Annotated in this window: 17 protein-coding genes; 4 read left to right on the top strand and 13 right to left on the bottom strand. The window is 67.7% G+C overall.

Annotation, left to right across the window (positions count from 1 at the left end):
- Nucleotides 1–177 precede the first annotated feature (177 nt).
- Complete coding sequence (locus FHR84_RS07815) at nt 178–1524, top strand: alkaline phosphatase PhoX (protein WP_246300318.1); 1347 nt, start codon at nt 178–180, stop codon at nt 1522–1524.
- A 93-nt stretch (nt 1525–1617) separates the two neighbouring features.
- Here the strand turns inward: FHR84_RS07815 and FHR84_RS07820 are convergent, their stop codons facing one another.
- From FHR84_RS07820 to FHR84_RS07840, 5 genes are all read right to left on the bottom strand, one after another.
- Entirely contained in the window at nt 1618–3822 is a 2205-nt protein-coding gene (locus FHR84_RS07820) for a thiamine pyrophosphate-dependent enzyme (RefSeq protein ID WP_179534779.1), read from the bottom strand.
- Nucleotides 3823–3952: 130 nt separating this feature from the next.
- On the bottom strand, nt 3953–4900 hold the full coding sequence (locus tag FHR84_RS07825) for a LysR substrate-binding domain-containing protein (RefSeq protein ID WP_179534780.1): 948 nt from the start codon (nt 4898–4900) through the stop codon (nt 3953–3955).
- 22 nt (nt 4901–4922) lie between these two features.
- Nucleotides 4923–6638, bottom strand: coding sequence for an aldehyde dehydrogenase family protein (locus FHR84_RS07830; RefSeq protein WP_218862349.1), 1716 nt, complete (start codon nt 6636–6638; stop codon nt 4923–4925).
- Between the two features lie 147 nt (nt 6639–6785).
- Nucleotides 6786–8411, bottom strand: coding sequence for an amidohydrolase (locus tag FHR84_RS07835; RefSeq protein ID WP_179534781.1), 1626 nt, complete (start codon nt 8409–8411; stop codon nt 6786–6788).
- Nucleotides 8411–9280, bottom strand: coding sequence for a hypothetical protein (locus FHR84_RS07840; protein ID WP_179534782.1), 870 nt, complete (start codon nt 9278–9280; stop codon nt 8411–8413). The genes FHR84_RS07835 and FHR84_RS07840 overlap by 1 nt, the downstream gene beginning before the upstream one ends.
- Nucleotides 9281–9612: 332 nt before the next feature.
- Here FHR84_RS07840 and FHR84_RS07845 point away from each other — a divergent pair, with 332 nt between their 5' ends.
- On the top strand, nt 9613–10554 hold the full coding sequence (locus FHR84_RS07845; RefSeq protein ID WP_179534783.1) for an NAD-dependent epimerase/dehydratase family protein: 942 nt from the start codon (nt 9613–9615) through the stop codon (nt 10552–10554).
- A gap of 185 nt (nt 10555–10739) precedes the next feature.
- On the opposite strand, the gene FHR84_RS07850 is transcribed toward FHR84_RS07845, so the two are convergent.
- The 6 genes from FHR84_RS07850 to FHR84_RS07875 all read right to left on the bottom strand — a co-directional run bounded on the left by FHR84_RS07850 (nt 10740) and on the right by FHR84_RS07875 (nt 15269).
- Nucleotides 10740–10919 carry a hypothetical protein gene (locus tag FHR84_RS07850; RefSeq protein WP_179534784.1) on the bottom strand — a complete coding sequence of 60 codons (180 nt, stop codon included), beginning with the start codon at nt 10917–10919 and terminating at the stop codon, nt 10740–10742.
- Between the two features lie 124 nt (nt 10920–11043).
- Nucleotides 11044–11820, bottom strand: a complete 777-nt coding sequence (locus FHR84_RS07855; RefSeq protein WP_179534785.1) for an enoyl-CoA hydratase-related protein — start codon at nt 11818–11820, stop codon at nt 11044–11046.
- A gap of 163 nt (nt 11821–11983) precedes the next feature.
- A complete protein-coding gene (locus FHR84_RS07860) occupies nt 11984–12418 on the bottom strand; it encodes a thioesterase family protein (protein WP_179534786.1) in 435 nt (144 codons plus the stop codon).
- Nucleotides 12415–13377, bottom strand: coding sequence for a 3-hydroxyacyl-CoA dehydrogenase NAD-binding domain-containing protein (locus FHR84_RS07865; RefSeq protein ID WP_179534787.1), 963 nt, complete (start codon nt 13375–13377; stop codon nt 12415–12417). Before FHR84_RS07865 ends, FHR84_RS07860 begins: the two co-directional genes overlap by 4 nt.
- 50 nt (nt 13378–13427) lie before the next feature.
- On the bottom strand, nt 13428–14309 hold the full coding sequence (locus FHR84_RS07870) for a beta-keto acid cleavage family enzyme (RefSeq protein WP_179534788.1): 882 nt from the start codon (nt 14307–14309) through the stop codon (nt 13428–13430).
- A 99-nt stretch (nt 14310–14408) separates the two neighbouring features.
- Complete coding sequence (locus FHR84_RS07875; protein ID WP_179534789.1) at nt 14409–15269, bottom strand: TetR family transcriptional regulator C-terminal domain-containing protein; 861 nt, start codon at nt 15267–15269, stop codon at nt 14409–14411.
- 424 nt (nt 15270–15693) lie between these two features.
- On the opposite strand from FHR84_RS07875, the gene FHR84_RS07880 reads away from it, so the two are divergent.
- Entirely contained in the window at nt 15694–17313 is a 1620-nt protein-coding gene (locus FHR84_RS07880) for a BCCT family transporter (protein ID WP_343075192.1), read from the top strand.
- A 192-nt stretch (nt 17314–17505) separates the two neighbouring features.
- Nucleotides 17506–18942 (top strand): DHA2 family efflux MFS transporter permease subunit, encoded by a 1437-nt coding sequence (locus FHR84_RS07885; protein ID WP_179534790.1) that lies wholly within the window; start codon nt 17506–17508, stop codon nt 18940–18942.
- A 47-nt stretch (nt 18943–18989) separates the two neighbouring features.
- Here FHR84_RS07885 and FHR84_RS07890 read toward each other — a convergent pair whose 3' ends face one another.
- Nucleotides 18990–22640, bottom strand: a complete 3651-nt coding sequence (locus tag FHR84_RS07890; RefSeq protein WP_179534791.1) for a type I polyketide synthase — start codon at nt 22638–22640, stop codon at nt 18990–18992.
- Nucleotides 22640–24433: a non-ribosomal peptide synthetase gene (locus FHR84_RS07895; protein WP_179534792.1), complete on the bottom strand. Its 1794-nt coding sequence runs from the start codon at nt 24431–24433 to the stop codon at nt 22640–22642. The genes FHR84_RS07890 and FHR84_RS07895 overlap by 1 nt, the downstream gene beginning before the upstream one ends.
- Nucleotides 24434–24613 lie beyond the last annotated feature (180 nt).

A 24613-nucleotide genomic window follows, 5' to 3' on the forward strand; every position in this document is an offset into this window, starting at 1 on the left:
CGCTCCGTCGGCCGGAGCGACGGGTCGCCACAGCGCGGGAAACGCGACTCGCGGCCGGTGCCGTGTCCTTCTCGCCGAGACCGAGAAGTCAACCGCGGGCGGTCTCACGCTCACGTGCTCGTCACCTCCGTGCGATTCGGTGGAACTCGTCCCCGAAGACCCGTACTGGAGGATTCGTTGAGCCACGAGTCCAGCTCCCACCACCTCGACCGTCGCCGTTTCCTCGCCGCCACCGGCCTGGTCGGCGCGACCGGAGCGCTGCAGGCGCTGATGAGCAACACCGCCGCGGCGGCCGGGCCCGGTCGTGGCAACAACCGCGGCGTCCGCGCTGCGGACAACGGCGGGTACGGTCCGCTGCAACCCGCCTCCCCGGACGGTGAGCTCCTGCTGCCGGCCGGGTTCTCCTACGTCGCCTTCGGCGAGACCGGCAGCCTCATGCGGGACGGAACTCCGACTCCGTCGCGGCACGACGGAATGGCTGCCTTCGCCGCCGGCGACGGCGGGATCCGACTGGTCCGCAACCACGAACAGACCGACGGTTCGGCGTTCGCGCAACCGAACTACGATCCGTCCGGCGCGGGCGGGACGACCACCTCGGTGTTCGATCCGGACCACATGCGTCTGGTCGAGTCGTTCCCGACGTTGGCGGGCACGGTGCGCAACTGCGCCGGTGGCCCCACCCCGAGCGGATCCTGGTTGTCCTGTGAGGAAACCTTCACGGGGCTGGGCGGGCAGCATCCGCACGGGTACGTGTTCGAGGTGCCCGCCGACTCCGAAGGCCCCGTCGAGGCCGTTCCCCTGCCGGCCATGGGGCGCTTCACCCACGAGGCCGTGGCGGTGGACCCGGAGACCGGCACCGTCTACGAGACCGAGGACCGGGGCAGCGCCGGTTTCTACCGGTTCGTCCCGAACGATCCGGCCGACCTGTCCGCAGGCGGCAGCCTGCAGATGCTCGCGATCGTCGATCAACCCCGCTACGACACGCGCAACGGCCAGCGTCCCGGCGATCCGCTGCCGGTCGAGTGGGTCGACATCGCCGAGCCCGACCCGGACAGCGACGATTCGCTCGCGGTGTTCTACCAGGGCAGGGAGCAGGGCGGTGCGGTCTTCGCCCGGCTGGAAGGAGCCTGGTTCGGCGAGGGGTCGGTGTTCGTCAACTCCACCAGCGGTGGCGACGCGGGGCTCGGGCAGGTGTGGCAGTACCGGCCGGACGGATCCTCCGGCGGTCAGTTGATCCTCGTCTACGAGTCCACTGATCCCGAGCTGCTGGAAAGCCCGGACAACATCTGCGTCTCACCGAACAGCGGCGGGTTGGTGCTCTGCGAGGACGGCGGCGGTTCCGACATGCTGCGGGGCGTGACCACCGACGGCGAGATCTTCGACTTCGCCGCGCTGAACAGCTCCAACACCAGTGAGCTCGCCGGGGCGACCTTCAGCCCGGACGGCAGGGTGCTCTTCTTCAACGTACAGACGCCGGGGGTGACCTACGCGGTCACCGGCCCCTGGCACAACGGCGCCCTCTGAACGAGTGCCACCGCGTGGGCCGGACCCACGTGCCGGAACGGGAACGCCGTCGTGCCCGAACGGGGCGCGGCGGCATCCCGCTCGGCAGTTGTTTCAGAGCATCTCCAGGGCCGCCTTTTCGACACCGGCCTCGTCGAGCAGCACCCGGTAGGCGGCCTCACCGAGGGGGATGAAGGAGTCCTCACTGGTCACGCGGCGAATGCTTCCGGTGAAACCGGAGTCGATCAGCGCGGTGACCACGCGCTCCGAGATGCCGCCCGAGGTTCGCGTCTCGTCGGCGATCAGCACTTTCCCCGTGGCCTCGGCGGCCGTGAACAGCTGCTCGCGGGGCAGCGGCGCCAGCCAGCGCAGGTCCAGCACGCGCACCCCCACACCGCGTTGTGCCAGCCGCCGCGCGACACGAAGACTCATGGCCAGCCCGTTGCCCGTGGTGACCAGGGTCAGATCGGAGCCCTCGAAGTACTGCCGAGCGGTACCGAGCGGTACGTGGCCCGATCCGACGGCGGGATACCGTGCGGTCCAGCCCTCGTCGTCGTGCTCGTGCAGATCGCGGGTGTGGTACAGCGCTATGGGTTCGAGGAAGACGCAGACCCTGCCGTCGACGGCCGCCGCGGCCACGCAGGTGCGCAGCATGGCGGCCGCGTCGTCCGGCTTGGCCGGTGAGGCCACCACCAGCCCGGGGATGTCCAGCAGGGCCGCCACGCTGTTGTCGTTGTGGAAGTGGCCGCCGAACCCTCGTTGATAGGCGTAGCCGGGAACCCGCACCACCATCGGGTTGCTGTAGCGCCCGCTGGAGAAGAACCCCGTGGTGCTGGCTTCCCCCCGAATCTGGTCGGCCGCGTTGTGCAGGTAGGCCAGGTACTGGATCTCGGGAACGGGCAGCAGCCCGGTCAAACCGGCTCCCAGCGCCGTGCCGAGGATGCTCTGCTCGTCCAGCAGCGTGTCGAAGACCCGTCCCGCGCCGAACTTCTTCCACAATCCCCGGGTTACCCCGTACACGCCGCCCTTGCGGGCGACGTCCTGCCCGAACACCAGCACGCGCCCGTCCCGTTCGAGCTCTTCCTCCAACGCGCGGTTGATGCTCTGCGCCAGCGTCAGAGCGCTCGGCTCGGTGGCACCGCCCCGTTCCACGGGGGAGGACCGCTCGGCCGCGGAGGCGACGGGGGAGTGCGCCCTGGCGGCGATCCCCTCCGGGGTCTCCCGCGCGATCGGTGCGCTGATCTCCGCGCGGCTCGTCAGTTTGGGTCTGCCGAGCGCCCATTCGGCGGTTTCGGCGACCTCCGAACGTTTGGCCTCGTAGCGCTCGATCACCTCTCGGGGGCGCAGCACGCCGTCGCGCACCAGGGCTCTGCCCGTGGCGAGCAGCGGGTCCCTGCGGTGTTCGGCGTTGATCTCGTCCCGGCTTCGGTAGCCGGTTTCCACGTCCGAACCGGCGTGCCCCATCAGGCGGACCGTGCGCAGGTGCAGAAAAGCCGGTTTGCGGTGTCGGCGCACCCAGTCCGCGGCACGTTCGGCCGTGTCGAGGCACTCCACGGGGGCGTTTCCCTCGGCGGCGAAGTAGGGCAGGCCCGCGCGCGACCCGAAAGTCCGCTGTATCCACCCCTCGGGGGTGGGCACGCTGATCCCGATCCCGTTGTCCTCGCACACGAGCAGCAGTGGCAGGGGAATCATCCGGTAGGCACAGTGCAGCGCCGCGTTGATCGCGCCCGCGGCGGTGGAGTGGTTGGCCGAGGCGTCGCCGAAGCTGCACACCACGACGGAGTCCCGCGGCCATTCGCTCTCCACCCCCAGCTTCCCGGAGCGTTCGAGGCTGAAGGCCAGGCCCACCGCTCGAGGCAGGTGGGAGGCGATGGTGGAGGTCTGGGGCAGTACGCTCAGCTCGGCGTTGCCGAAGACCTTGTGCCTGCCGCCCGCTATCGGTTCCTCGGCCGCCGCGACGACTCCGAGCAGCACGTCGCGCAGCGGCGCCGTTCCCGACCGTTGCGCGGCTCGACGCAGGTAGAACCCACCGGAGCGGTAGTGCAGCAGCGCCGGGTCGGTGGCGCGCAGCGCGGCGGCCACCGCGGCGTTCGACTCGTGCCCCGAGGACCCGATGCTGTAGTAGCCGGATCCACGTCTGCCCAGCTCACGCGCGGCGAAGTCCAGGTGCCTGCTCCCGGCCTGACTGTCGAAGAGCTCCAAGAGCCCGCTCCCCCTCCCGGATCCCGGTTCCGGTCCGGGAGGGGGAGCGCCCTGCTCCAGGCCGGACACCTCCCGGAGGAAGTTCTCGTCGACCGGTTCGCTGCGCTGCGGGTTCATCCTTCTCCGATCGGGGGGGTCGGTTGTCGTGTGGCGGGTACGCCTCTCGAACGGCTCCGGTGCCGCAGACGGCCGGAAAGCCGGGCCGCGCTCGGTGAGCGGTGTCCCCGTGGACCGCGGGGCCAGCGGGTCAGTCCCGCACGGAGCCAGCTCTCCGCCCGCCGCAAGGGTGTGCCCAGTCCGCGGACAGGGCGGCGCAGGACTTGGCGAGGTGGTCCAGCGCCAGCGGAAGCAACGGGTTGGTGTTGTTCGGCCGGTAGATCGCCTTGACCCTGCGACGGGGCTGCTCCCCGGCCATCGGCTTGGTCCTGATCCCCGCACCGGTCACTGCCAGGGCGGGTAACAGGGCCGGACCGAGTCCGCGAGCCACCAGATCGCGGATCACCCCGTAGTCGTTGCTGCGGAACACGATGTTCGGAACGAACCCGGCGGCCGCGGCCAGGCGCACCAGCACCCGTCCTCCCGACGTGTCGTCCCTGGTGCAGATCCACGATTCCTCGGCGAGCTCACCCAGCTCGACCGAGTCGCTCCCGGCCAGCCGGTGCCGTTCCGGCAGGGCCAGCCAGAGCGGTTCCGCGATCAGCTCCTCGGTGCGCAGCTCTGCGGGCCAGCAACGTGGATCCAGGTCGTACTCGAACACCACGGCGGCGTCCACGACCCCTTCGCGCACGTCGTCGATGACCTCGTCCGGCTCGCCCTCGTCGAGTTGCACCCGCGCGTTCGGGCGTTCGGAGACCACCGCCGCCAGCACGTCGGGCAGCACCCGCGAGTTGGCCGTGGCGAAGCTGGCCAGGCGGAGGCCGCCCTCGTCCCCGACGGCCACGGCCCTGATCTCGCGTTCGAGCGTGTCCAGCTCGCCGAGCACCTCCCCACCCCGGTGAGCCAGTCGTTCGGCCAGGGGGGTGAGGTGGATGCTGCGTGCCGTACGTTCGAACAGGCTCGCTCCGAGCGTGCGCTCCAGCAGCACCATCTGCTGCGACACGGCCGAGGCCGTGTAGCCGAGTATCCGCCCCGCCTCGGCGAAGGAGCCGGTACGCACGCACTCCCGCAGGGTGCGCAGATGTATCGGGTTGAGCACTTCGACGCTTCTCGGGGCGGGGTCAGCGGTGTCCGCGGAGGTCGGCCGGCAGCCGATAGTCCAGCTCGGGTTCGACGGCGCCGACGTCCATCTGGGCCTTTTGCAGCTTCCCGGAGAAGTCCCAGTTCAGCGACTGCCACCGCGTGAACTGGTCGATCACCCACATGCCGGAGAGCCTGCTCCCGTTCCCCGATCTGCCGTTGCCGCCGAACGGAAGGTGGGCCTCGGCGCCCGAGGTGGAGTTGTTGGCGCTGACCATCCCGGCACCGATCCCTTCGCGGAAGCGGAAGGCCGTAGCCGGATCGGTGGTGTACACGGCGGCGGAGAGTCCGTAGCCGGGGAGATTGCCCAGCTCCACGGCCTCGTCGAGGGTCTCGAAGGTGGTGACGCCGACGATCGGGCCGAATGTTTCCTGCTGGAAGAGGAAGTCGTCGCGGCGCAGCCCGTCCACCAGCACGGGGTGGTAGTAGAGCCCGGTGGAGTGGTCCCCGCGGAAGCCCTTGCGCGGGTTGGCGTCGGTGATCCGCCCCGTGGACTCCGAACCGAGCACCCGGTGGTGCGGTGCTATCTCACCGAGGATGTTCTCGAAGTTGTCCGCGAACTTGCGGTCCAGCATCGGGCCGTAGAGCACGTCCTGTGCCGGGTTGCCGATCACGGCTTCCGTGAGCGCGGTGTTCAGCCGTCGCACGAACTCGTCGTGAACATCCCGGTGCACGATGATGTTGCCGAGTGAGGTGCAACGCTGCCCGCCCGTTCCCCAACCCGAGAACAGCGCCCCCTCGACGGCCAGCTCGAGATCGGCGTCGGCCGCGACGACCATGGGGTTCTTCCCGCCGAGTTCCAGGCAGGGAGTCTGCAGGTGCCTTCCGCACAGCTCGCCGATGTCGCGCCCGACCCGGCTGGAACCGGTGAAGCCGACCTTGTCGACGACTCCTTCCTCCAACGCGGCCCGCAGCCCCTCGAAGGTGGACTCGCCCTCCGCGTAGACGAGGTTGAGCACTCCTTCCGGAACCCCGGCCTTCCAGGCGAGCTCCGCCAGTGCGCGTGCGGTGGCCGCGGCGTACTCGGCCGGTTTCCAGACCACGGCGTTGCCGCAGACGAGAGCGGGAGCCAGATACCAGGAGGGGACCGCTACGGGGAAGTTCCCCGCCGTGATGACGGTGGCCACCCCGACCGGGGCGCGGAAGGTGAAAAGTTGTTTGTCCGGCATCTCGGAGGGAACGGTCTGACCGTACAGCCTGCGGCCCTCGCCGACGAAGTAGTCACAGGTGTCGATGATCTCCTGCACTTCGCCGAGGGCCTCGGTGTAGGGCTTGCCGATCTCGCGTGTGACCAGGCTCGCCAGCGCTTCCTTGTTGGATTCCACGAGCCTGCCGAAACCGGCCACGACCCGCCCCCGGACCGGAGCCGGTACGCGGGCCCAGTCCCGCTGCGCCTGGCGTGCGCTACGCGCGGCGGCGAGCAGCGCGTCGGGGCCTTCCAGGCGCACCCGCGCCACCACGTCGTCCAGCTCGGCCGGATTCCGCGAGAGATACTGACCGTGATCGTTCCGGCCCACCGCGTCCGGTGCGGACTCGGTGGCCCTGTCCGTCGAACCGATCACAGAACCGCACGTCCTCGCCTCCACCTGGCACCCCTTTTCCAGCGGCGTGTTCGGACAACCGGGCGACGTGTCGTGGCGCACGCCCGTGCCGTCACCGTAGACCGTATTCGGCGCTCCGCCGAGGACCAGAAGCATGATTCCTGCTCGTGTCGAGCCACAGAATCGCTTTCTCTCGGGTTGCTTCCTCGACGGCGGGAATGTTTTCTTGAAAGCAACAGTTTTTTCAGTGTTGATCGAAATAATATCGAGGAGACGTCCGACCGCCACTTCCGCGAGCAGTGCTCAACCGTCCGCGCTGTGTACCACCCGGCCGCCGACCATGGTCAGTTCCACCCCGGTGTGGCCGATCTCCGAGCGCGGCAGCTCGAACGGGTTGGTCTCCAGCACGGTCAGATCGGCGCTCTTGCCCGGCGCTATCGAGCCCGTGTGCTCGTCCAGCAGGTGTGCTCGTGCGCTGCCGATGGTGGCCGCGGCCAGCGCGTCCGTAAGATCGACGGCCTGTTCCGGGAGCAGCGGTGGGGCCTCGTCGCCGGGCTCGCTGCGGTTGACGGCGACGTGCACGGCACGCATGGGGGCCGCTTCCGAGACCGGCCAGTCACTTCCGGCGGCGAGGAGCGCGCCCGAGTCGCGCAGCGATCTGAACGGATACTGACGCCTGTAGCGCTGTTCGCCGAGGTAGGGGGCGGTCAGCTCGGTCATCGCCGTGTCGTTGTGCGCCCATTCCGCTTGGAGGTTGGCCACGATCCCGAGCTCGGAGAAGCGGGTGACGTCCGCGGGATGCACCACCTGCAGGTGAGCTATCTGGTGCTGGTTGTCGGTGGTGCCGTTGGTCCGCCGCGCGGCCTGGACCGCGTCCAGCGCCTGACGCACGGCGAGGTCGCCGACCGCGTGGAAATGCACCGAGAACCCCTCCGCGTCCAGCGCGCACACGGCCTCGGCGAGCTCGTCCGAGTCCATATAGGAGATACCGCTGCCGTGTCCGTGCAGGTAGGGACGCAGCATCGCCGCCGTGAAGTTCTCGCAGACGCCGTCGAGCATGATCTTGACCGAATGCGCGCCCAGGCGCTTTCCGGCGGCGAAGGCTCGTCGGCTGATCAGCCCGGGGATCTGCTCGGTCCCGCGTGTTCTGTCCCACCACAACGAACCGGTCACTCGTCCGGTGAGCAGATCCGCGTCGTCGAGTTCGCGATAGTAACCGAGTGGATCGGGATACCCCAGGTAAGCCCCGAGTATCGCGTCGTGCCACGCGGTGACCCCTTGCTCGTGCAGGTGGCGTTGTCCTTCCAGCAGGGCGCGCACGTACTCCGCGTCGGGGGTGGGGGGAACGTGCCGGCCGACCAGGTCGACGGCGTTCTCGTGCAGCGTTCCCGCCGGCCTGCCGTGTTCGTCGCGCTCTATGCGCCCTCCCGGGGGGTCGGGAGTGTCGCGGCGCACACCGGACAGGCGCAGTGCCGTCGAGTTGGCCCAGGCCCCGTGCTGGTCCTCATTGATCAACAGGGCGGGGCGGTCCCCCGTCACCTCGTCCAGGGACGAACGGCTCGGACAGCCTCCGGAGAACAGCCCCATCTCCCAGCCACCGCCGAGAACCCACCCCGATCCGGGGTTCGCGGCGACGTAGTCGGCGACCCTTCGGAGGCACTCGGCCTCGCTCTCGCTGTCGGTCAGATCGCACCTGATCCGCTGCAGACCACCGTAGAGCGGGTGCACGTGCGCGTCCTGCAGACCGGGAAGCAGCAGACGTCCCCGCAGGTCGACGACTTCGGTCCCTCCGGAGACGAGTTCGGTGACGTCGGCCCGACCGGTGGCGATGATCTCGCCTCCGCGCACGGCCACGGCGTCGGTGAAGGAACCCACCGGATCCATCGTCGCGACCGGCCCTCCGAGGAATGCCGTCTCGGCGTGGCGCATCAGGTTCGCTGTTCTTCCGTTATGGCGGTCACCGCCAGTTCGCGTGCCCCGTCGTCGACGTGGGGGAGCTGGAAGTCCCGTGCGCGTATGTGATCCACCAGCTCGGCCTGAGGGGTGAGGTCGTGGGTACGAAGGTAGTAGCCGACCGCGCCCGGCCAGATCCAGCTGCCGTCGGTGTGGAAGGTCATCGGCACCGAGGAACTGGCAGAGGGGGAGAGGCGGTCGCTGTCGTAGCCACGCGCGGCCAGGACGACGGGGGCCCGTTCGAGGTACTCCAGAACTCGGTTCTTTTCCTCCGGGGGGAGCTCGGGGCGATTGGTCACCGGGCGCCCCACGGCGTCGGTGCCGTCGAAGACTTCCGCCTTGCGGAGCTGGTCGGCCGTGGTCGCCGATTCGGGAGGCTGCATGCCCGCGCGTTCGGCGAGCCAATCGGGAACGTTGTGCCCGGCACGTGGATACCGCTCCAGCTCGGTCGCGTATTCGGTGTGCGGCGGTTGCCGCTCCCAAGCGGGTTCGTGGTCACCGTCGAAGTCCACGCTGTAGCTGGACGGTCTGCTTATCTGGTAGGTCGCGCTGAGCCATGTCCCGCGATGTCGCTGATACATACCGTGCCGGAGGTTCGCGAACAGCTCGCCCACCTCCCCTGGTGGGGAGAGCGGGATGCGCGTCCCGTTCGGTGCGATCAGCTCCGCCTCGAGCTCCCGGTGCGATCCGACGGCACGGTACTGGACCCTGGCCTGCTCCCATCCAGGCGGCAGCGCCTGTACGAGAGTGCGGCCGATCCGCTGGATCATTTCCTGCTGTCCCTGCTGGTCCAGGGACCCGGCCGCGTCCGTTCCGGCGGTACTCGGTGATTCCGGCTGGCTCATACCTGCATCCTCCCAGTCGAATGGCCGAATGCGGTTGCTCCCGCGAATTCTCGTGAATCGGTGTGCGGCGGGAACAGCCCGTTCGGAAGCTTAGGACGTCGCCGAGCGGAGCCGCGAGGGGTGGCGACCGTCCGGAGGCCGGAGGTGGGTGAGATTTCCTGCTCAGCCCTCGCGATCACCCGTTCTGCGTGGGGCGCGCACTCCGGCGGCGAACCGCTCCGAAAGGTCCCCGAACTCTCCGTGATCGAAAGAAGGGGCCGAATTCACTCATATTTGTGAGGCCGAACGGGGTAGGGTGCGGGTCGCTGCTGTCGATCGGCCTGCGAGGTGTCGTGCCCTTGCGAGTGTTCGTGATTGGGGCAACCGGTGTGATCGGTCGTCCGCTGCTGCCGATGCTGGCCGAGAACGGCCATCACGTCACGGCTCTCGTGCACGAGAGCGAGGCCGGGGACGTTTCCCGTTTCGCGGAAAAGGTGGTTCGCGGGGACCTGCTCGACGAGGAGCGGCTGCGTCCGCTGCTGGACGAGGCGCGTCCCGAGGTGGTGCTGCACCTGGCCTCCGGTTTCCGGGCGGAGGAACGAGCGCTCGGACTGCGCAGAACGGCGTTGTTGCGTAGACGGGGCACGAGCAACCTGGTTTCCGCGGCCGCGGCCGCGGGGGTGCGACGCGTGGTGGCCCAGAGCTCGGCCGCGGCCTACGATCCGGACACGCCCGGCATCCTGGACGAGCAGGCGCCGCTGTACACCCGGGCGCCCGGCCACTGGGGAGAGACCTTTCGAGCCGTGGACGCGTTGGAACGGGAGCTGTTCGAGAGCGCCGAGCTCGAGGGGCTGGCCCTGCGCTTCGGCGTGCTGTACGGCGCGGACACCTGGTACGGGCCCGCGGGAGCCGTCCACGATCTCGTGCGGGACAGCGCGTTGCCGCTCGTGGAGCAGGGGGGCGGCATCACTTCTTTCACCCACGTGGAGGATGCCGCGGCAGCCGTGCTCGAAGCGCTGGGCGATCTGGAGCCGGCCGCCTACAACGTCGTGGACAACGAACCGGCGGAGAGCACGGAGTGGTTACCCACCTACGCCAGGATGATCGGGGGACCGGAACCGGTCTCCCTCACCCTCGAACAGGCGAGGCAACAGCTGGACTGGGGGACGGTCCACCAGCTGACCGAGCAGTGCGGGGCCACGAACTTCCGCTTCCGGGAAGCAGCAGGGTGGCGTCCCCGCTGGCCGAGCTGGCGCGAGGGCTTCGCCGAGTTGTTCGGCTTGTGGCCTGTTTAGAGGGTCGACGGGTTGGTTTGCTCGGGTGGCTGCGTTTCCGGTGCCGGGAACGCCGCAGGAACACCAGCGAGCTGCCACGGCCGAACGGGCGCACCAGGACTTGAACGAAGTCCTGGTCGGATCCGCAGCGGACCTGTGCGTCCGGCCGGGGGCCGGGACGTGCGTCGTCGGGGCGAGGCGAGAACTCAACCGTGGTCGTAGTCGTCCTCCTCGGGAACGGCGATGTCCTGCTCGGCGAGGTCGGCCGGATTGGCGTCCTGGGTCAGGTCCGGACCGGTGCTGTCCTCGTTCGTGGCTTCGTCCGCCGTCTCCTCGTAGACCTGGGACTGTTCGACGGCGTCGCCTTCCGGGGTTTCGAAGTCCATGGTTCTCACTCCCGTCAACGATGCGCGGATCGATCGACAAGGTACTGCGCACAAGAGCGTGCTCGTCCGACTCGCCCCGACGGTCCCGGGCGGTGCGACGCTCCGGGCCCTCGCACCCGCTGAGTCAGTCCAGCGGGGGAAAGTACGGCTCGCCCCGGTGCCGTGCGCCACGTGCGGGTTCCGTGCGACCGCTTCCACGTAGCGCAGCCATCATGCGGTTGTGGGCCTCCGAGGCCACGATTTCCGTACCCGCCTCCAGCCCACTGTAGACCTGTTGCTTGATCGTCGCCATCGCCGCGGGCGAGCGTTCCCGCGCCAGTGTTCTGGCGTAGTCCATGGTCCGGGCCAGCATCTCTTCCCCGGAGAAGACCCGGTCGACCAGTCCCAGCGCATGGGCCTGCATCCCGGTCATCTTCCGTGCGGCCAGCAGGAGGTCCATCGCCCGGCCGAGCCCCACCAGTCTCGGCAGCAGCCAAGCTATCCCGTGCTCGGCCACCAGCTCCGCCCGGCTGAACGCCGTGGTGAGGCTCGCCCCGGGGGTGGTGAAACGTATGTCGGTGAACAGCGCGGCCGCCAGCCCCGCACCTGAAGCGGTCCCGTTGATCGCCGAGATCACGGGCTTGCGCAGTCGCATGCTCAATGCCAACCTGTGCCGCGCGTCCTGCCCGGGGAGAAGCCCGTCGGGCTGCAGTGCCGTGATGTCCGAGCCCGCGCAGAAACCGTTCCCCGCGCCGGTCAGCACCACGACCCGGACAGCTGGGTCCCGATCGGCGTTCTCGAGCAGTTCGCAGTAGCGATGCCGCATCGTCGGCGTCCACGCGTTGAGCCGAGCGGGACGGTTCAACGTCAACAGCAGTACCGTGTCGTGGTGCTCGGCCAGGATCTCGTCGGCATCCGACATGCGATCACCTCCGCCGGGACTGGTCGAAACCTACCCAGCAATGGGATGAATCACAAGTCCGTTACCTCCGGTCGGGTGAGCGGAACGGGCAGAAGACCGCACCGGTTTCACACGTCGTGCGACCGTCCCGCCGGTACGGCCGTGTTCGTCTGCCGAACACTGTTCAGCCGACCGAGCGACCGGCGTACTCGGGGAGGGGCTCGACGAGTTCGGCAGCCCGCCGGGCCACGTGCTCCGGAAGCTGCGTCGCCCGGCCCGATGCGCCGTCCACGTGAACGGCGAGGACCTCCTCGGTGGCGACGAGCCGGCCGTCCACGCTCATCTCGTGGCAGATGCGCAGCTTCTTTCCCGCCGCTGCGACGACTCTGCTCGTGACCTCCAGCTCACCGTCCGGACCGACCTCGTGCAGGTAGCGCACGTGGGCTTCGACGGTGTACACCGAACACCCCGTGGTGCTCCGGTACCGCGCGTCGACACCGATCTCGTCCAGAACCGCGTCGGTGGCGAAGCCGAACACCAACACGTAGTAGCCCTCGCTGAGGTGCCCGTTGTAGTCGATCCACTCGGGGCGGACCCGGTACTGGGAGTGCAGGCTCATTCCGTTCCCTTCCGGGCCTCGCCCACGGCGCGGAGCACGGAGATGATCGCGCGGTCCCGGTCACCGACCAGTTCGGTGATGCTGCGCCCGGCTGCCTCCTCCTCGCATCCCCGGACCATCGCGTCCCGGAGCTCCCCGGTGAGCTCGGGAGCGTCGAGCCTGGTCCACGGCGACTTCAGGGAAGGACCGAACTGATCCAGCATGTGTGCCATGCCGCCCTCGCCGCCGGCCAGGTGGAAGGTCATGCACGGTCCGAAAAGCGGCCAGCGCAGGCCGGGCCCCTCGGTGATGGCCGTGTCGATCTGTTCGACGGTGGCTTCGCCGTTGTCGACCATGTGCAGCGCCTCGCGCCAGAGCGCCTCCTGCAGCCTGTTGGCGACGAACCCGGGGACCTCGCGGTCCATGGTTATCACCGATTTGCCGGTGATCTCGAAGAACTCCGCGGCCCAGCGAGTCGCCCAGGCGGCGGTGGAGGTACCGCCGACCACCTCGACCAGCGGAATCAGGTAGGGAGGGTTGAACGGGTGCCCGACCACGAGCCTGCTCGGATCCGCGCAGTCGCGTTGCATGTCGGTCATCTCGTAACCGGACGTGGAGGAGGAGATCACCACACCGGCGGGGGTGGCCGCATCGATCCGGGCCAGCAGGTCGCGTTTGACTTCCAGCTGCTCCGGGGCGCTCTCCTGAACGAACTGCGCGTTCGCGACCGCCTGTTCGAGGGTCGGTGCGACGGTGAGGTTCTCCCGCGCCGCTTCGTCGGACAAACCGAGTTCCCGCAGAGCCGGCCACGCCGCGTCGACGAGCCGTTCGAGGCGGGACTCCGCGTCCGCGGCCGGGTCCCAGGCCGTGACCCGGTACCCCCGCGCCAGGAAGTGCGCGACCCAGCCGCCGCCGATCACCCCGGCCCCGATGCAGGCTATTCTGCTTACCTCGTTCGGAGCTGTCCGTTGCTCGTTCAAGTAGTGCCTCCGGTCGACGTGTTGTTCGGAAGTGCGGGTCGGTGCCGCGGTCAGTTCCGCAGCCCGAGCTTGTGCCTGGCCCGCGCGGGCGAGGCCACGGTTCCGCCCATGCTTTCCAGGATCGTCACGGCGCGTTCCACCAGCTGGGCGTTGCTGGCCTTGACGCCCTTGCGCAGGTAGAGGTTGTCCTCGAGTCCCACCCGCACGTGTCCGTCGAGCACCGCGGACTGCGCGACCCAGGGCAGCTGGTCACGCCCGATCGCGAAACTGGCCCAGTTCGACCCCTCCGGAAGCATGTTGACCATCGCCTGCAGCACGCCGGGATCGGCCGGGGCTCCGTAGGGGATCCCCATGCAGAACTGGAAGAGGGCCGGCTTGTCGATGACGCCCTCGGAGATGAGCCTGCTCGCCAGCCACAGCTGTCCGGTGTCGAACACCTCGAGCTCGGGTTTCACCCCGAGCTCCTGGATGCGCCGGGCACCGGCCCGCAGCATGTCCGGGGTGCTGATGTAGAGCTGGCTGCCGTCGCCGAAGTTGAGGGATCCGCAGTCCATCGTGCAGATGTCCGGCAGCAGGCTCTCCACGTGCGGCAGGCGGTCGAGACCGTTGACGAGGTCGGTTCCGTCGACCGGTTTGAGCGGGTCCTCCTGGTCGATGAACAGGTCTCCGCCCATGCCCGCCGTCAGGTTGATGACCACATCCGTCCCCGTCTCGCGGATCCGGCGCACCACCTCGGAATAGAGCTTGGTGTCCCGGGAGGGTTCGCCCGTCTCGGGGTCGCGGACGTGGATGTGGACCACGGCGGCGCCCGCGTTCGCCGCTTCCACCGCGGACTGGGCGATCTGCTCCGGGGTCACCGGTACGTGCTCGCTCTTGCGGGGGGTGTCGGCCGCACCGGTGAGCGCGGCAGTGATTATGATCTCGTCCTGCATTTCTCGTGACCTTTCTCGTACAGCGCAGCACTCACCGGGTCGCGTCAGTACGCGACCGGGAGCCGGAAAAATGTTCTGTAAAACTGTTCTGCCCGGATGTCAGGAACGCACGATTTCTCTGTCCACGAAGTCCTGCAGAACCTTGTGCATCCCGTCGACGGTGCGGCCGGGCCTGTCGGTGATGACCTGGATTCCCAGGCCGTCGATGAGCGCTGTCAGGGTCATCGTCAGTTCCTCGGGGTCGGTTTCGACGAAGACTCCCTGGTGCTGTCCCTCCCGGATGGTACGAGCGATCGTGTCGTGCCAGCGCTTGTAGGAATCGCTGTGCAGAACGCGCAATTCCGGACGCAGCGTGCTCTCGTTCCAGACCTGCATCCAGACCGACCATTCCAGGCGCAGAATCCCCGGTGTGGGAAGTTGCAGTTCCACCAGGCGCAACAGTCGCTGGTACGCGTCGGTTATGGCGTGCAACTCGGCGACCTGCCGGTCGAAGGCCAACCGCACCGAGTAGCGCAGCGTCTCGGTCAACAGGTCGTCCCTGCCGGGGAAGTAGTAGTGGATCGTGGCGGCGCTCGTGCCGCAGACACGAGCGACATCGGACACCCGGACCGAGTGGTACCCGCGCTCGGCGATCAGCTGCCACGCGGCGTCGAGAATCTGCTGATAGCGTCCCGCCTCGCCGGAGATCCCCGCTCCGGACTCCACGCGCGCACTGCGCTTGGGAGCGGCGGCCACCGTCTCGATCTCGTCGCTGCCGTTGATCAACCAGTTGACCGTGACGTTGCCGGTTTCGGCGATGCGGGTGAGCTCGCTCGGTGTGAACCTCCTGGTTCCGGACAGCGACTTGGACAGCTTGGTCGCGTCCAGGCCGATCTGTTCGGCGAAGGCTCGTTGACTGAGCGGGCTCTCGCGCAACACCGCGCGGACCCGATCACGAAGCTCGTCCGTGGACCCTTGCACGAGTGAGAACCCTACCAATGCGATTGCGATTATCGCAATACCGGGGGAAGCGTTGCGATGCTGATCTTGTTTTTGTCCGTGTTTACAAGTGGACAGTATGGGTTTGACCAGCTGTTATTTAGGTGGCACTTGACTTGTTTCGGCTGTTGCGTCCAAGGTAGTGCTTCGTTGAATGACTGGCACGTCAGTTGAATCGCAACGGTTTTCGTCGGTGGTTTCGCCGTGACGTCCCGCGAGGCGCCCCGACGGAGAGGCTCGAACCGCCCGTTGCCGAGCCCGGCGGATCCCCGTGGGCGAGGAGACCCGTCCGCGGAACGCGCCGGGTTCCGCACGTGCCACCACGGCGGCCGGTGCGCCGCTCCAGTGCCGGCCGCACGACTTTGGAGGTGCTTTCGTCATCGCTGCCACAACCGGAACGGTTCGGGTGGACAGACAGGTCTTCTGGTCGGCTCTGCTGCTCATCGGGGTTATCTGCGTCCCCGTGATGCTGGCTCCCGAGCGCGGTCAACAAGCCCTCGACGCGGTGCTCGGCCTGCTGACCGGCAAATTCGGGTGGCTGTACCTATGGTTCGCCGCTGCCGTGTTCGGATTCCTGGTCTGGTTGGCCTGCAGCAAGTACGGCCGAGTCAGGTTCGGTGCGGAGAAGGACCGGCCGGAGTTCTCCACGCTGAGCTGGATGGCGATGATATTCACCGCCTCGATCGGAGGCGGGATCATGTACTGGGGCGTCATCGAATGGGCCTACTACTACAACGACCCCCCGATGCAGATGGCTCCGGGGAGTGTCGAGGCCGCGCACTGGGCGGCGACCTACCCCATGTTCCACTGGGGTTTCACCGCCTGGGGACTGTTCTGCCTGCCCGCGCTCGCGCTGGCCTACGTCTACCACGTGCGCAAGCAGCGCACCCTCAGGCTCAGCGATGCGTGCCGGGGAGTGCTCGGCGACCGGGCGGACGGTTGGCTGGGTCGGCTGATCGACGTGCTGTTCATATTCGGCCTCGTCGGAGCGGCCGGGACCTCCCTGGGGCTCGAGGTGCCCGTGGTCTCGGAGGGGATGGCCCGGATCACGCCCCTGGAGCAGGGAAGCGTGCTCGACGTCACGGTGATCGCCGTGTGGACCCTGCTGTTCGGGGCCAGCGTCTTCTTCGGTCTGCAGAAGGGGCTGCGCAGGCTCGCCGACGTGAACATCTGGCTGGCCTTCGGTCTCGGGGCCTTCATCCTCGTGCTGGGGCCGACCGTGTTCATGATCGACACTTTCACGAACAGCATCGGACTGCTCTTCCAGAACTTCGTGAAGATGAGCTTCTACACCGACCCGGTCGGAGGCTCCGGCTTCGAGGAGGACTGGACCGTTTTCTACTGGGGGTGGTGGATCTCCTACGCCCCGTTCGTCGGACTGTTCGTGGCGCGCATCTCGAAGGGCAGAACCATCCGGGGCATGATCTCCGGAATGTGCCTAGCGGGAAGCGCGGGATGCTGGGTGTCGTTCGCCCTGCTGGGCAACACGGCCATGTTCTACCAGGTCTCGGACGTGCTCCCGGTCGCGGACATCGTCAGCTCGCAGGGTGACACCGCAGGGATCATGGCCGCGTTGTCCCAGCTGCCACTGGGCGGACTGGTCGTGGCCGTGTTCGTGCTGCTGGTGGTGCTCTTCCTGGCCACGACGCTGGACTCCTCCGCCTACACCATGGCCGCCGTCTCCTCCAGGGAATTGCCGAGGGGAACCGAGCCGGCACGCTGGCACCGAGTGTTCTGGGCCGTGGTGCTGGCCGGAGTGTCGATCGTGCTGATGTACGTGGGCGGGCTCGAGGCGCTGCAGACCCTGTCGATCATCACCGCTTTCCCGCTCATCTTCGTGCTGGCGCTCGTGCTCGAGTCGCTGCGGCGCTGGTTGGTCGCCGACCGACGGCAGCGGAACCGGTCCGACGAAGCGGAGACGGACACGGGCACGGACGCGGACACCGCAACAGCGGACTCCACGGCAGCGGAGGGAACCGAGTCCGCGGAGCCACCGAGCGTGAGCGCGCTCCGGAACGGCGCGTAGGCGCCGTCACACGGCGTCGTGCGCAGCGCGGGGGCACGACATCCCGTTCAGCGCAGCGAGGTCCTTCCCGCGGCTCCCGCTTCCAGGCGGGCGGAATCGGACAGTCCGGACCCGCGAACGACCCGACGGGCGGGGCCCGTTGCTCCGTGATGAGGTGGAACGGCCAGTCGATGTCCACTGATGGGGTGAGTAGTGAGTCGAGCTGAGACCGGACCGTCCTCGACGGAGGGGGAGGAGGAGGGCCACGCCCACCGCTGGCGCATTCTCGCGTTGTGCCTGCTGGCCGGGTTCATGACCTTGCTGGACGTCAGCATCGTCAACGTCGCTCTGCCCTCCATCCAACAGGGTCTCGGAGCTCCGCACACCGCACTGTCCTGGGTGGTGTCCGGATATGCCCTGACGTTCGGGCTGGTGCTGGTCCCCATGGGCAAGCTCGGCGACGTCCACGGTCGAGGCAGGATGTTCTTGATCGCGCTGGCCGCGTTCACCGCGGCCAGCGCCCTGGCCGGGATGGCGGTCAGTCCGCTGTGGCTCGTGATCGCCCGCCTGCTGCAGGGCGCCGCGGGAGGGATGCTCAATCCGCAGGTGATCGGACTCATCCAACAGCAGTTCCACGGCCGGGAGCGCGGAACGGCGTTCGGGATGTTCGGCGCGGTCGTGGGGTTGTCGACCGCCGTCGGCCCCCTGCTGGGGGGTTTGATCATCGAACTCGCCGGTGCGCAGCACGGTTGGCGGTGGGTGTTCTTCGTCAATCTGCCCATCGGTTTGGCCGCACTCGCGATGGCCTTCCGGATCATGCCCCGGGCGACCGGTTCTCGGGAGCTGCGCGGTGCCGACATACCCGGGGTGCTGCTGCTGGGAACCGGGGTGGTCTGTCTGCTGCTGCCCCTGGTCGACCGAGAGGGGGTCGGGGAGTGGAGCTGGCTGCTGTGGAGCGCAGCCCCGGTCCTGCTGCTGCTCTTCGTCGTGTGGGAGCACCGCTACACCAGGAAGGACGGCTCCCCGCTGATCGACCTGAGGTTGTTCCGGATCAGCAGCTTCACGTTCGGCTCGACCCTCGGGATGCTGTACTTCGCGGGCTTCACCGGCATTTTCTTCGTGCTGGCCGTGTACTTCCAGCGCGGATTGGAGTACTCCGCGCTGCAGGCAGGACTCGCCCTGACCCCGTTCGCGGTGGGATCGGCGCTTTCCTCGGCCCTCAGCGGGCGGGTCGTACACAAACTGGGGCGGAGCGTGGTGCTGCTCGGGTTGAGCGGGGCACTGCTCGGCCTGTTGGCCACGGAGCTGCTGTTGGCCCGTGATCCCGGGCGCTCCGCCGGGTTGATCACGGCGTTGCCGCTGCTGGTCGCCGGTGTGGGCAGCGGTATGGTCATCTCGCCGAACCAGACCGTTACTCTCAGTCAGGTGGAGGTGTCCCGCGGAGGGACCGCGGCGGGAGTGCAGCAGACCGGGCAGCGGATCGGTACCGCCATCGGTACCGCCACGGCTTCCGGGCTGTTCTTCGCGCAGTTGCCCGGCGACTACGATGCGGCGATCTCCCACGGCCTGGTGGCCTCGGTCTCCTTCGTCGGGGCCGCGCTGGCGGTCGGTGTGGTCGAGCTGGTACTGGGACCGCGGTCGAGGCGATGACCGGTGCGCGGGTACGGACACGCGTGTCCGTACCCGCGCACCGGCGGTCACGTTTCGGTTCCGCGTGGCATGTGCTCGACGAGCAGCCGTGCCAGCTCCTCCACATGGGGGGAGCGCAACATCGAATAGTGATCTCCGGGGGAGTTCGCTATCCGCATGGTGGGAGCGACCGTCCGCCAGGAAAGCTCCGGTCGCTCGTGTTCCTTCGCCGCTTCTTCGGTGGCCCGTACGTACAGCAGTCGACCCTGGTGGGTGGGAGACTCCGATGGTTCGTACTCGTGTAGAGCCGTCGTGTGATGCCGATGAAGCCGGTACAGTCCTTCGCGGACTTCGGAGGGTGCCTCCTGCTCCCCGGGGAGTCCCGTGTGAGTGTCGGTTTCCTCCAGGGGGACGTCGGGCGGCCACGGAGAGTCGATCAGTACGGTGAGCGCTGGAGGGGTCCCGCCGCGTTCCAGCACACGAGCCATCTCGAAGGCCACCACTCCTCCGAAGGAGGACCCTCCGAGACAGAACTCGGAACCGGACAGTTCATCCACGAGTTCCTCGGCGTAGGCGTGCGCCATATCGACGATTCCACTCCGTGGGGTCGCGTCACTGCCGTGGAAGCCGCGTGCGGTGAAGCCACGTACGGAGCACGATGACCGGAGGCACTCGGACAGCTCGCGGTAGACCAATGTTCCTCCCCCGATCGGATGCACGAGATAGAGCGGCGGACACGGCAGGGACCGCGGCTCCGGATGATCGTGCAGTGTTGTCAGATGTCCGGGGGAGGAACAGGGCTTTTCCCGGGGACTCTTCGCCATCTCCGCGGAGAGCCCCCGAGGGGTGGGGGTGCGTAGCATGTCCTGCGGCCGGATCTCGGTACCGAGTTCCTCGTTGACGGCGGAGGAGAGCTGAACGGCCATGAGGGAGTCGCCGCCGAGAGCGAAGAAATCGTCCTCAGGCGAGATCCCGGAAACGTCCAGTACCCGTTCCCAGATCCGAACCAGACGTGCTGGTGCGTCCTCGCTATCAGGTCGCGCGAGTTCGGCTTCCGTGCTTCGTGGAGGGGCGGTTCGTGCGGCGGCATGCTCGGATGACCGTCCGACCCAGTGCACGGTGCGTTCGAATGGGTGAGGCGGTAGCGGGACTTTGCTGGCTCCGTGTTCCTGTTGTAGAGTCGCACGGTTCACGTTGACTCCGTGTTCCCAGAGCTTTCCCACACTCTCCAACAGCCGGCGATAGGGCGGAGTCGCTTCCTCCGCCCCTCCCAGGGTGGGAAGTACCCGGCTCGTAGAAGCGGTGGCGGGATGCCTGGACGCCCAGGAGCCCATCGTGCGGCCGGGGCCGACCTCCAGCAGCAACGAGTGATCCGTGCTCGCCAGCGCGGCGAGGTCCTCGTCGAGACGAACCGTCATTCTCAGCTGCCGCACCCAGTGCTCCGGGTCGGTGGCTTCCTCCGCGGTGACCCAGGTTCCGGTGACGTTCGAGAGGTATGGAACACGGGGAGGGGAGAGGTCCAGCGTTCCCACGAAATCGCCGAACTCCTCCAGAATCGGATCGAGCTCGGCTGAGTGTCCCGCGTACCTCACGGGAACGATCTGGCACCCCGTTCCCCCGGTCTCCAGTTCTTCCCGAAGCTCCCGAACATCGTCCTCCGGTCCGGAGACCAACGAGCGATCCGGGCCTATCTCGGCGGCGACCGTGGTGTTCCGGTTCAACCTGCCGTGAAGTTCCGCCCCGGACATCGCAACACTGAGCATGGCCCCCGGAGGCAGGGAGTCCAACAACGATCCTCTGCGGGCGGCCAACCGGAGGCCGTCCCGGAGGCCGAGCACTCCCGACACACAGGCGGCAACGCATTCTCCGAGGCTGTGACCGAGCAACGCGTCCGGAACCACCCCCCAATGCGCCAGCAGCTCGGTGAGCGCGTATTCCACGGCGAAGACCGCGGGCATGGCCAGCGAAGTACGGCGCAGTTCCTCGTGGGAGCCCGCCGGAGCCCCGGGAACGGGATGTAACAGTTCACCGAGGTCCTTGCCAAGGACCGGTAGGAGAATCCGGCGGCATCGATCCAGCTCGGTCCGGAACACCGGCTCGTGAGCACAGAGCTCCGAGGTCATGCCTGCCCGAAGGGAGCCGGGCCCGGGAAGGAGGAAGGCCGTGCCCGGATTCGGTGTGGCCGAGCGCTGATTCCTGTCTTCGATCCTCCGCAACGCCCCGCGAGCTTCCGAAACATCGTCGGCCACCGTGGACCAGCGTTGCGTGAACTCACCACGTCCGGTGAGCAGAGTCCGTCCCGCCGAGGGCAGCGAAACGTCCGGGAGCACCTCGGCTGTGTGCGTTCCCAGGCGGGACAAGGAGGCCCGGTCCCGCGCGGACAGCAGTAACGGTTGGTGGGGACGGGACCGTTCCTCGTCCTCGAGCTCGGGAGCCTGCTCCAGCACCACGTGCGCATTGGTTCCTCCGATCCCGAAGGAACTGACCGCCGCCCGTCTGGGATGTCCCGGAGAGGACCACTGTTCGGCGGTGCCGGGCAGCCGGAACGGGCCGTCGTCTTCGGACAACTCCTCGTTCGGCTCGGTGCACAGCGCCGGTGGAATCGTCCGGTGACGGAGGCTCAGCGCTGTTTTGATCAGCCCCGCGACGCCTGCGGCGACGTCGAGGTGGCCGATGTTGGCCTTCAAGGTTCCCAGGGGCCAGGTCTCCCCGGGGACGGATTCCGTCCGGAGGGCACGGCGAAGGGCCGCGAGTTCCATGGAGTCCCCGAGCGGCGTGGCCGTTCCGTGCGTTTCCACGTAGCCGACCCCGGTGGGCTCCACTCCGGCACGTTCGTGTGCGGCGGTGATCACCTTGACCTGTCCGTCGATCGCGGGGGCCGTGTAGGAGAGCTTCCCCCCGCCGTCGTTGTTCACGGCCGATCCCTTGATCACGGCGTGGATATGGTCGCGATCGGCCACTGCGTCCGAGACTCGTTTGAGCAGCACCACTCCGGCTCCGCTCGACGGCACCGTTCCGCTCGCCTCCGCGGAGAAAGGACGACAACGGCCGTCAGGAGAGAGAATCCCCCCGGGTTCGTGGAGATAGCCGACCCGATGCGGTACCCGGACGGAAGCTCCTCCCGCGAGTACAGCGTCGCTGTCCCCGTGCAGCAGGCTCTGTACGGCCAAATGCACGTTCACGAGCGAGGTGGAGCAGGCGCTCTGGGCAGTTATCGCCGGTCCGCGCAGATTCAAGCGATGGGAGATCCTGGTGGCGGCGAAATCCTTGTCGGAGGTGATCAGCCTGAGCGTGTCCTCCGCCCTTCCGAGGTTGAACGGGGATTCGTTTCCCTCCAGCAGGAGGTAGGAGGAAGCCCCGACACCGACGAACACCCCGACGTCCCCGGGAAAGGAGTCCGGAGGACAGCCCCCGCTCTCCAGTGCTTCCCAGCAGCATTCCAGCAGGACTCGTTGCTGGGGGTCCAGCAGGTCGGCCTCTCGTTTGCCGATGCCGAAGAAACCGGAATCGAACAACTCCACACCGTCCAGCACCCCGGCGCGGGGAACGTAGTTACGCAGGTCCGTAACCTCCGGCCCGACCCCCGCGGTGTGGGTCTCGTCCACGGTGAGCGCGGACAGCAGCTCTCTTCGTTGTTCCACGGCCGACCACAGCAGGTCGGGAGAAGAAGCTCCGGGGAAGCGTCCGGCCATGCCGACGATCGCTATGTCCTCGTGCATCATGACTCCTTCTCCGGAACGTGGTGGTGCAGCAGTGCTCCCAGAGCGCGGGGGGTCGGGTTCTCCAGCAGGTCCAGCAGGGTGATGCTCGTGTAGCCCTGGGTGTGGAGTTCGGCGCGTACCTTCAACAGCAGCATCGAGTTACCGCCCACTTCGAAGAAGCCGTCCTCGGGGCCGAACTCGTCGCTCCGGAGGACCTTCTCCCAGACCCGCAGCACCGCCCGTTCGTGAGGACTCGTCTCTTCCGCCGCGGCGACCGGTTCCGTGTGCTCGGGGAGCGGTTCGGGCAGTGCGCTGCGGTCGAGTTTCCCGTTGGGCAGCTCGGGGAATCCCTCCAGCACCGCGATGCGCCCGGGAATCATGTGGCGGGGAATCCGCTTCAGCAGCAGTTTCCGCACCAGCGGGGCCACAGAGTCGTCCGCGTCGTCCGTGGATATCCAGGCGACCAGGGACGGTGTTCCTTCGGAGGGGTCGGTCCGGACATCGGCCAGTGCGTCGTTGACGATCCGCAGCTCGCGCAATGCAGCCTCGACCTCACCGAGCTCGAGACGGTTCCCGTGAATCTTCACTTGGCGGTCCTGCCGACCGAGGAACTCGATCGCTCCGTCCGTTCTGCTTCGTGCGAGATCTCCGGTCCGGTAGAGCCGATCTCCGGGAGGGTCGGCGCGCGGATCGGGCAGGAAGCGTTCCGCCGTGGTCGCCGGGCGGTTGAGATAGCCGCGGGCGAGCTGCGGACCGCCGAGGAATAGCTCGCCCCGCTCTCCTCGCGGGACTTCGTCGAGTGTGTCCGGATCCAGCACGCGAGCACGTGTGTGTCCTAGGGCAGCTCCGATCGGTACCCGGGACCGTTCGGTGTCGGCCGGACCGCAACGGTGGGTGAGGGTTGCCACTGCGGCCTCCGTCGGCCCGTATGCGTTGATCACTTCCGCCTTCGGCAGCCGCCTCCGGCACTCCCGCAGCAGTTCTACCGGGAGATCCTCGCCCACGGTGAACACACGTCTCAGTGAGCCACCCCGGAAGGTATCGAGTTCGCGCAGGAAATAGGGGAGCTGTGTCGGAACGAAGGTGATGTCCGTTACGCCCTGCTCCTCCACCGTCTCGGCAAGGTCGGCGGGGTCCTGGTGCCCCTCGGGATCGGCGAGCACCAAACGTGCTCCGGACAGCAGTGGCCAGAACATCTCCAGTACGGAGACGTCGAAACCGAACGGAGTTTTGACCAGAACCCTCGAATCCCCGCTCAACGGGAACTCGTATTCCATCCAGCGCAGCATTTCGACGACCGAACCGTGGGTGTTGACCACTCCCTTGGGTTTGCCGGTCGAGCCGGAGGTGTACATCGCGTACAGCGCGTTGTCGGTGGACAGCATGGGGAGTTCGGCTTCGCTCCCGGTGTCGGGAGCGGATGATTCGTTGATGTCGACCACCACCGGATTTCCGGGGTCCCGGCCACCGGAGAGCTCCGCCAGGGGAGTGGCCCGCGGGCCCCGCACCACTCCGGACGGAGCGGAGTCCTCGTATATCTCCGCCAACCGGGGGGACGGATAAGCGGGGTCCAGTGGAACATAGACTCCTCCGGCCCCGACGATTCCCAGGGTTGCGATCACCAGCTCCGGACAACGACACATGTTGACGCCGACCAGCTGCTCCGGTCCGATACCCGCCGACAGCAGCCGCCGGCTCAACCGCGTGATCCGCTCTGCCAGCTGTCCGTAGGTGAGTTCTTCCCGACGTGTCGCCACGGCGACTGCCTCCGGAGCGCTCGCCGCCCGGTTCAGCACCGCTTCGTGCAGCAATTCCGGAGCTCCTGATGTCCCTGGACGATTCGCTATGACATCGGTGGTTTTTCCGGTTTTCTTCGACTTCATGTGCCGTTCTCCTCCCAGCCGGTCCTCGACCACGGTGCGAGAGAGGGACTCGTGCGGAGAAGATCCCGTTCCGCTGTGCGGAACGAAAGCGTGAGAAGTGGCGAACCG

Origin of the sequence: Actinopolyspora biskrensis, from assembly GCF_013408175.1 — a bacterium.
GTDB classification, from domain to species: Bacteria; Actinomycetota; Actinomycetes; order Mycobacteriales; family Pseudonocardiaceae; genus Actinopolyspora; species Actinopolyspora biskrensis.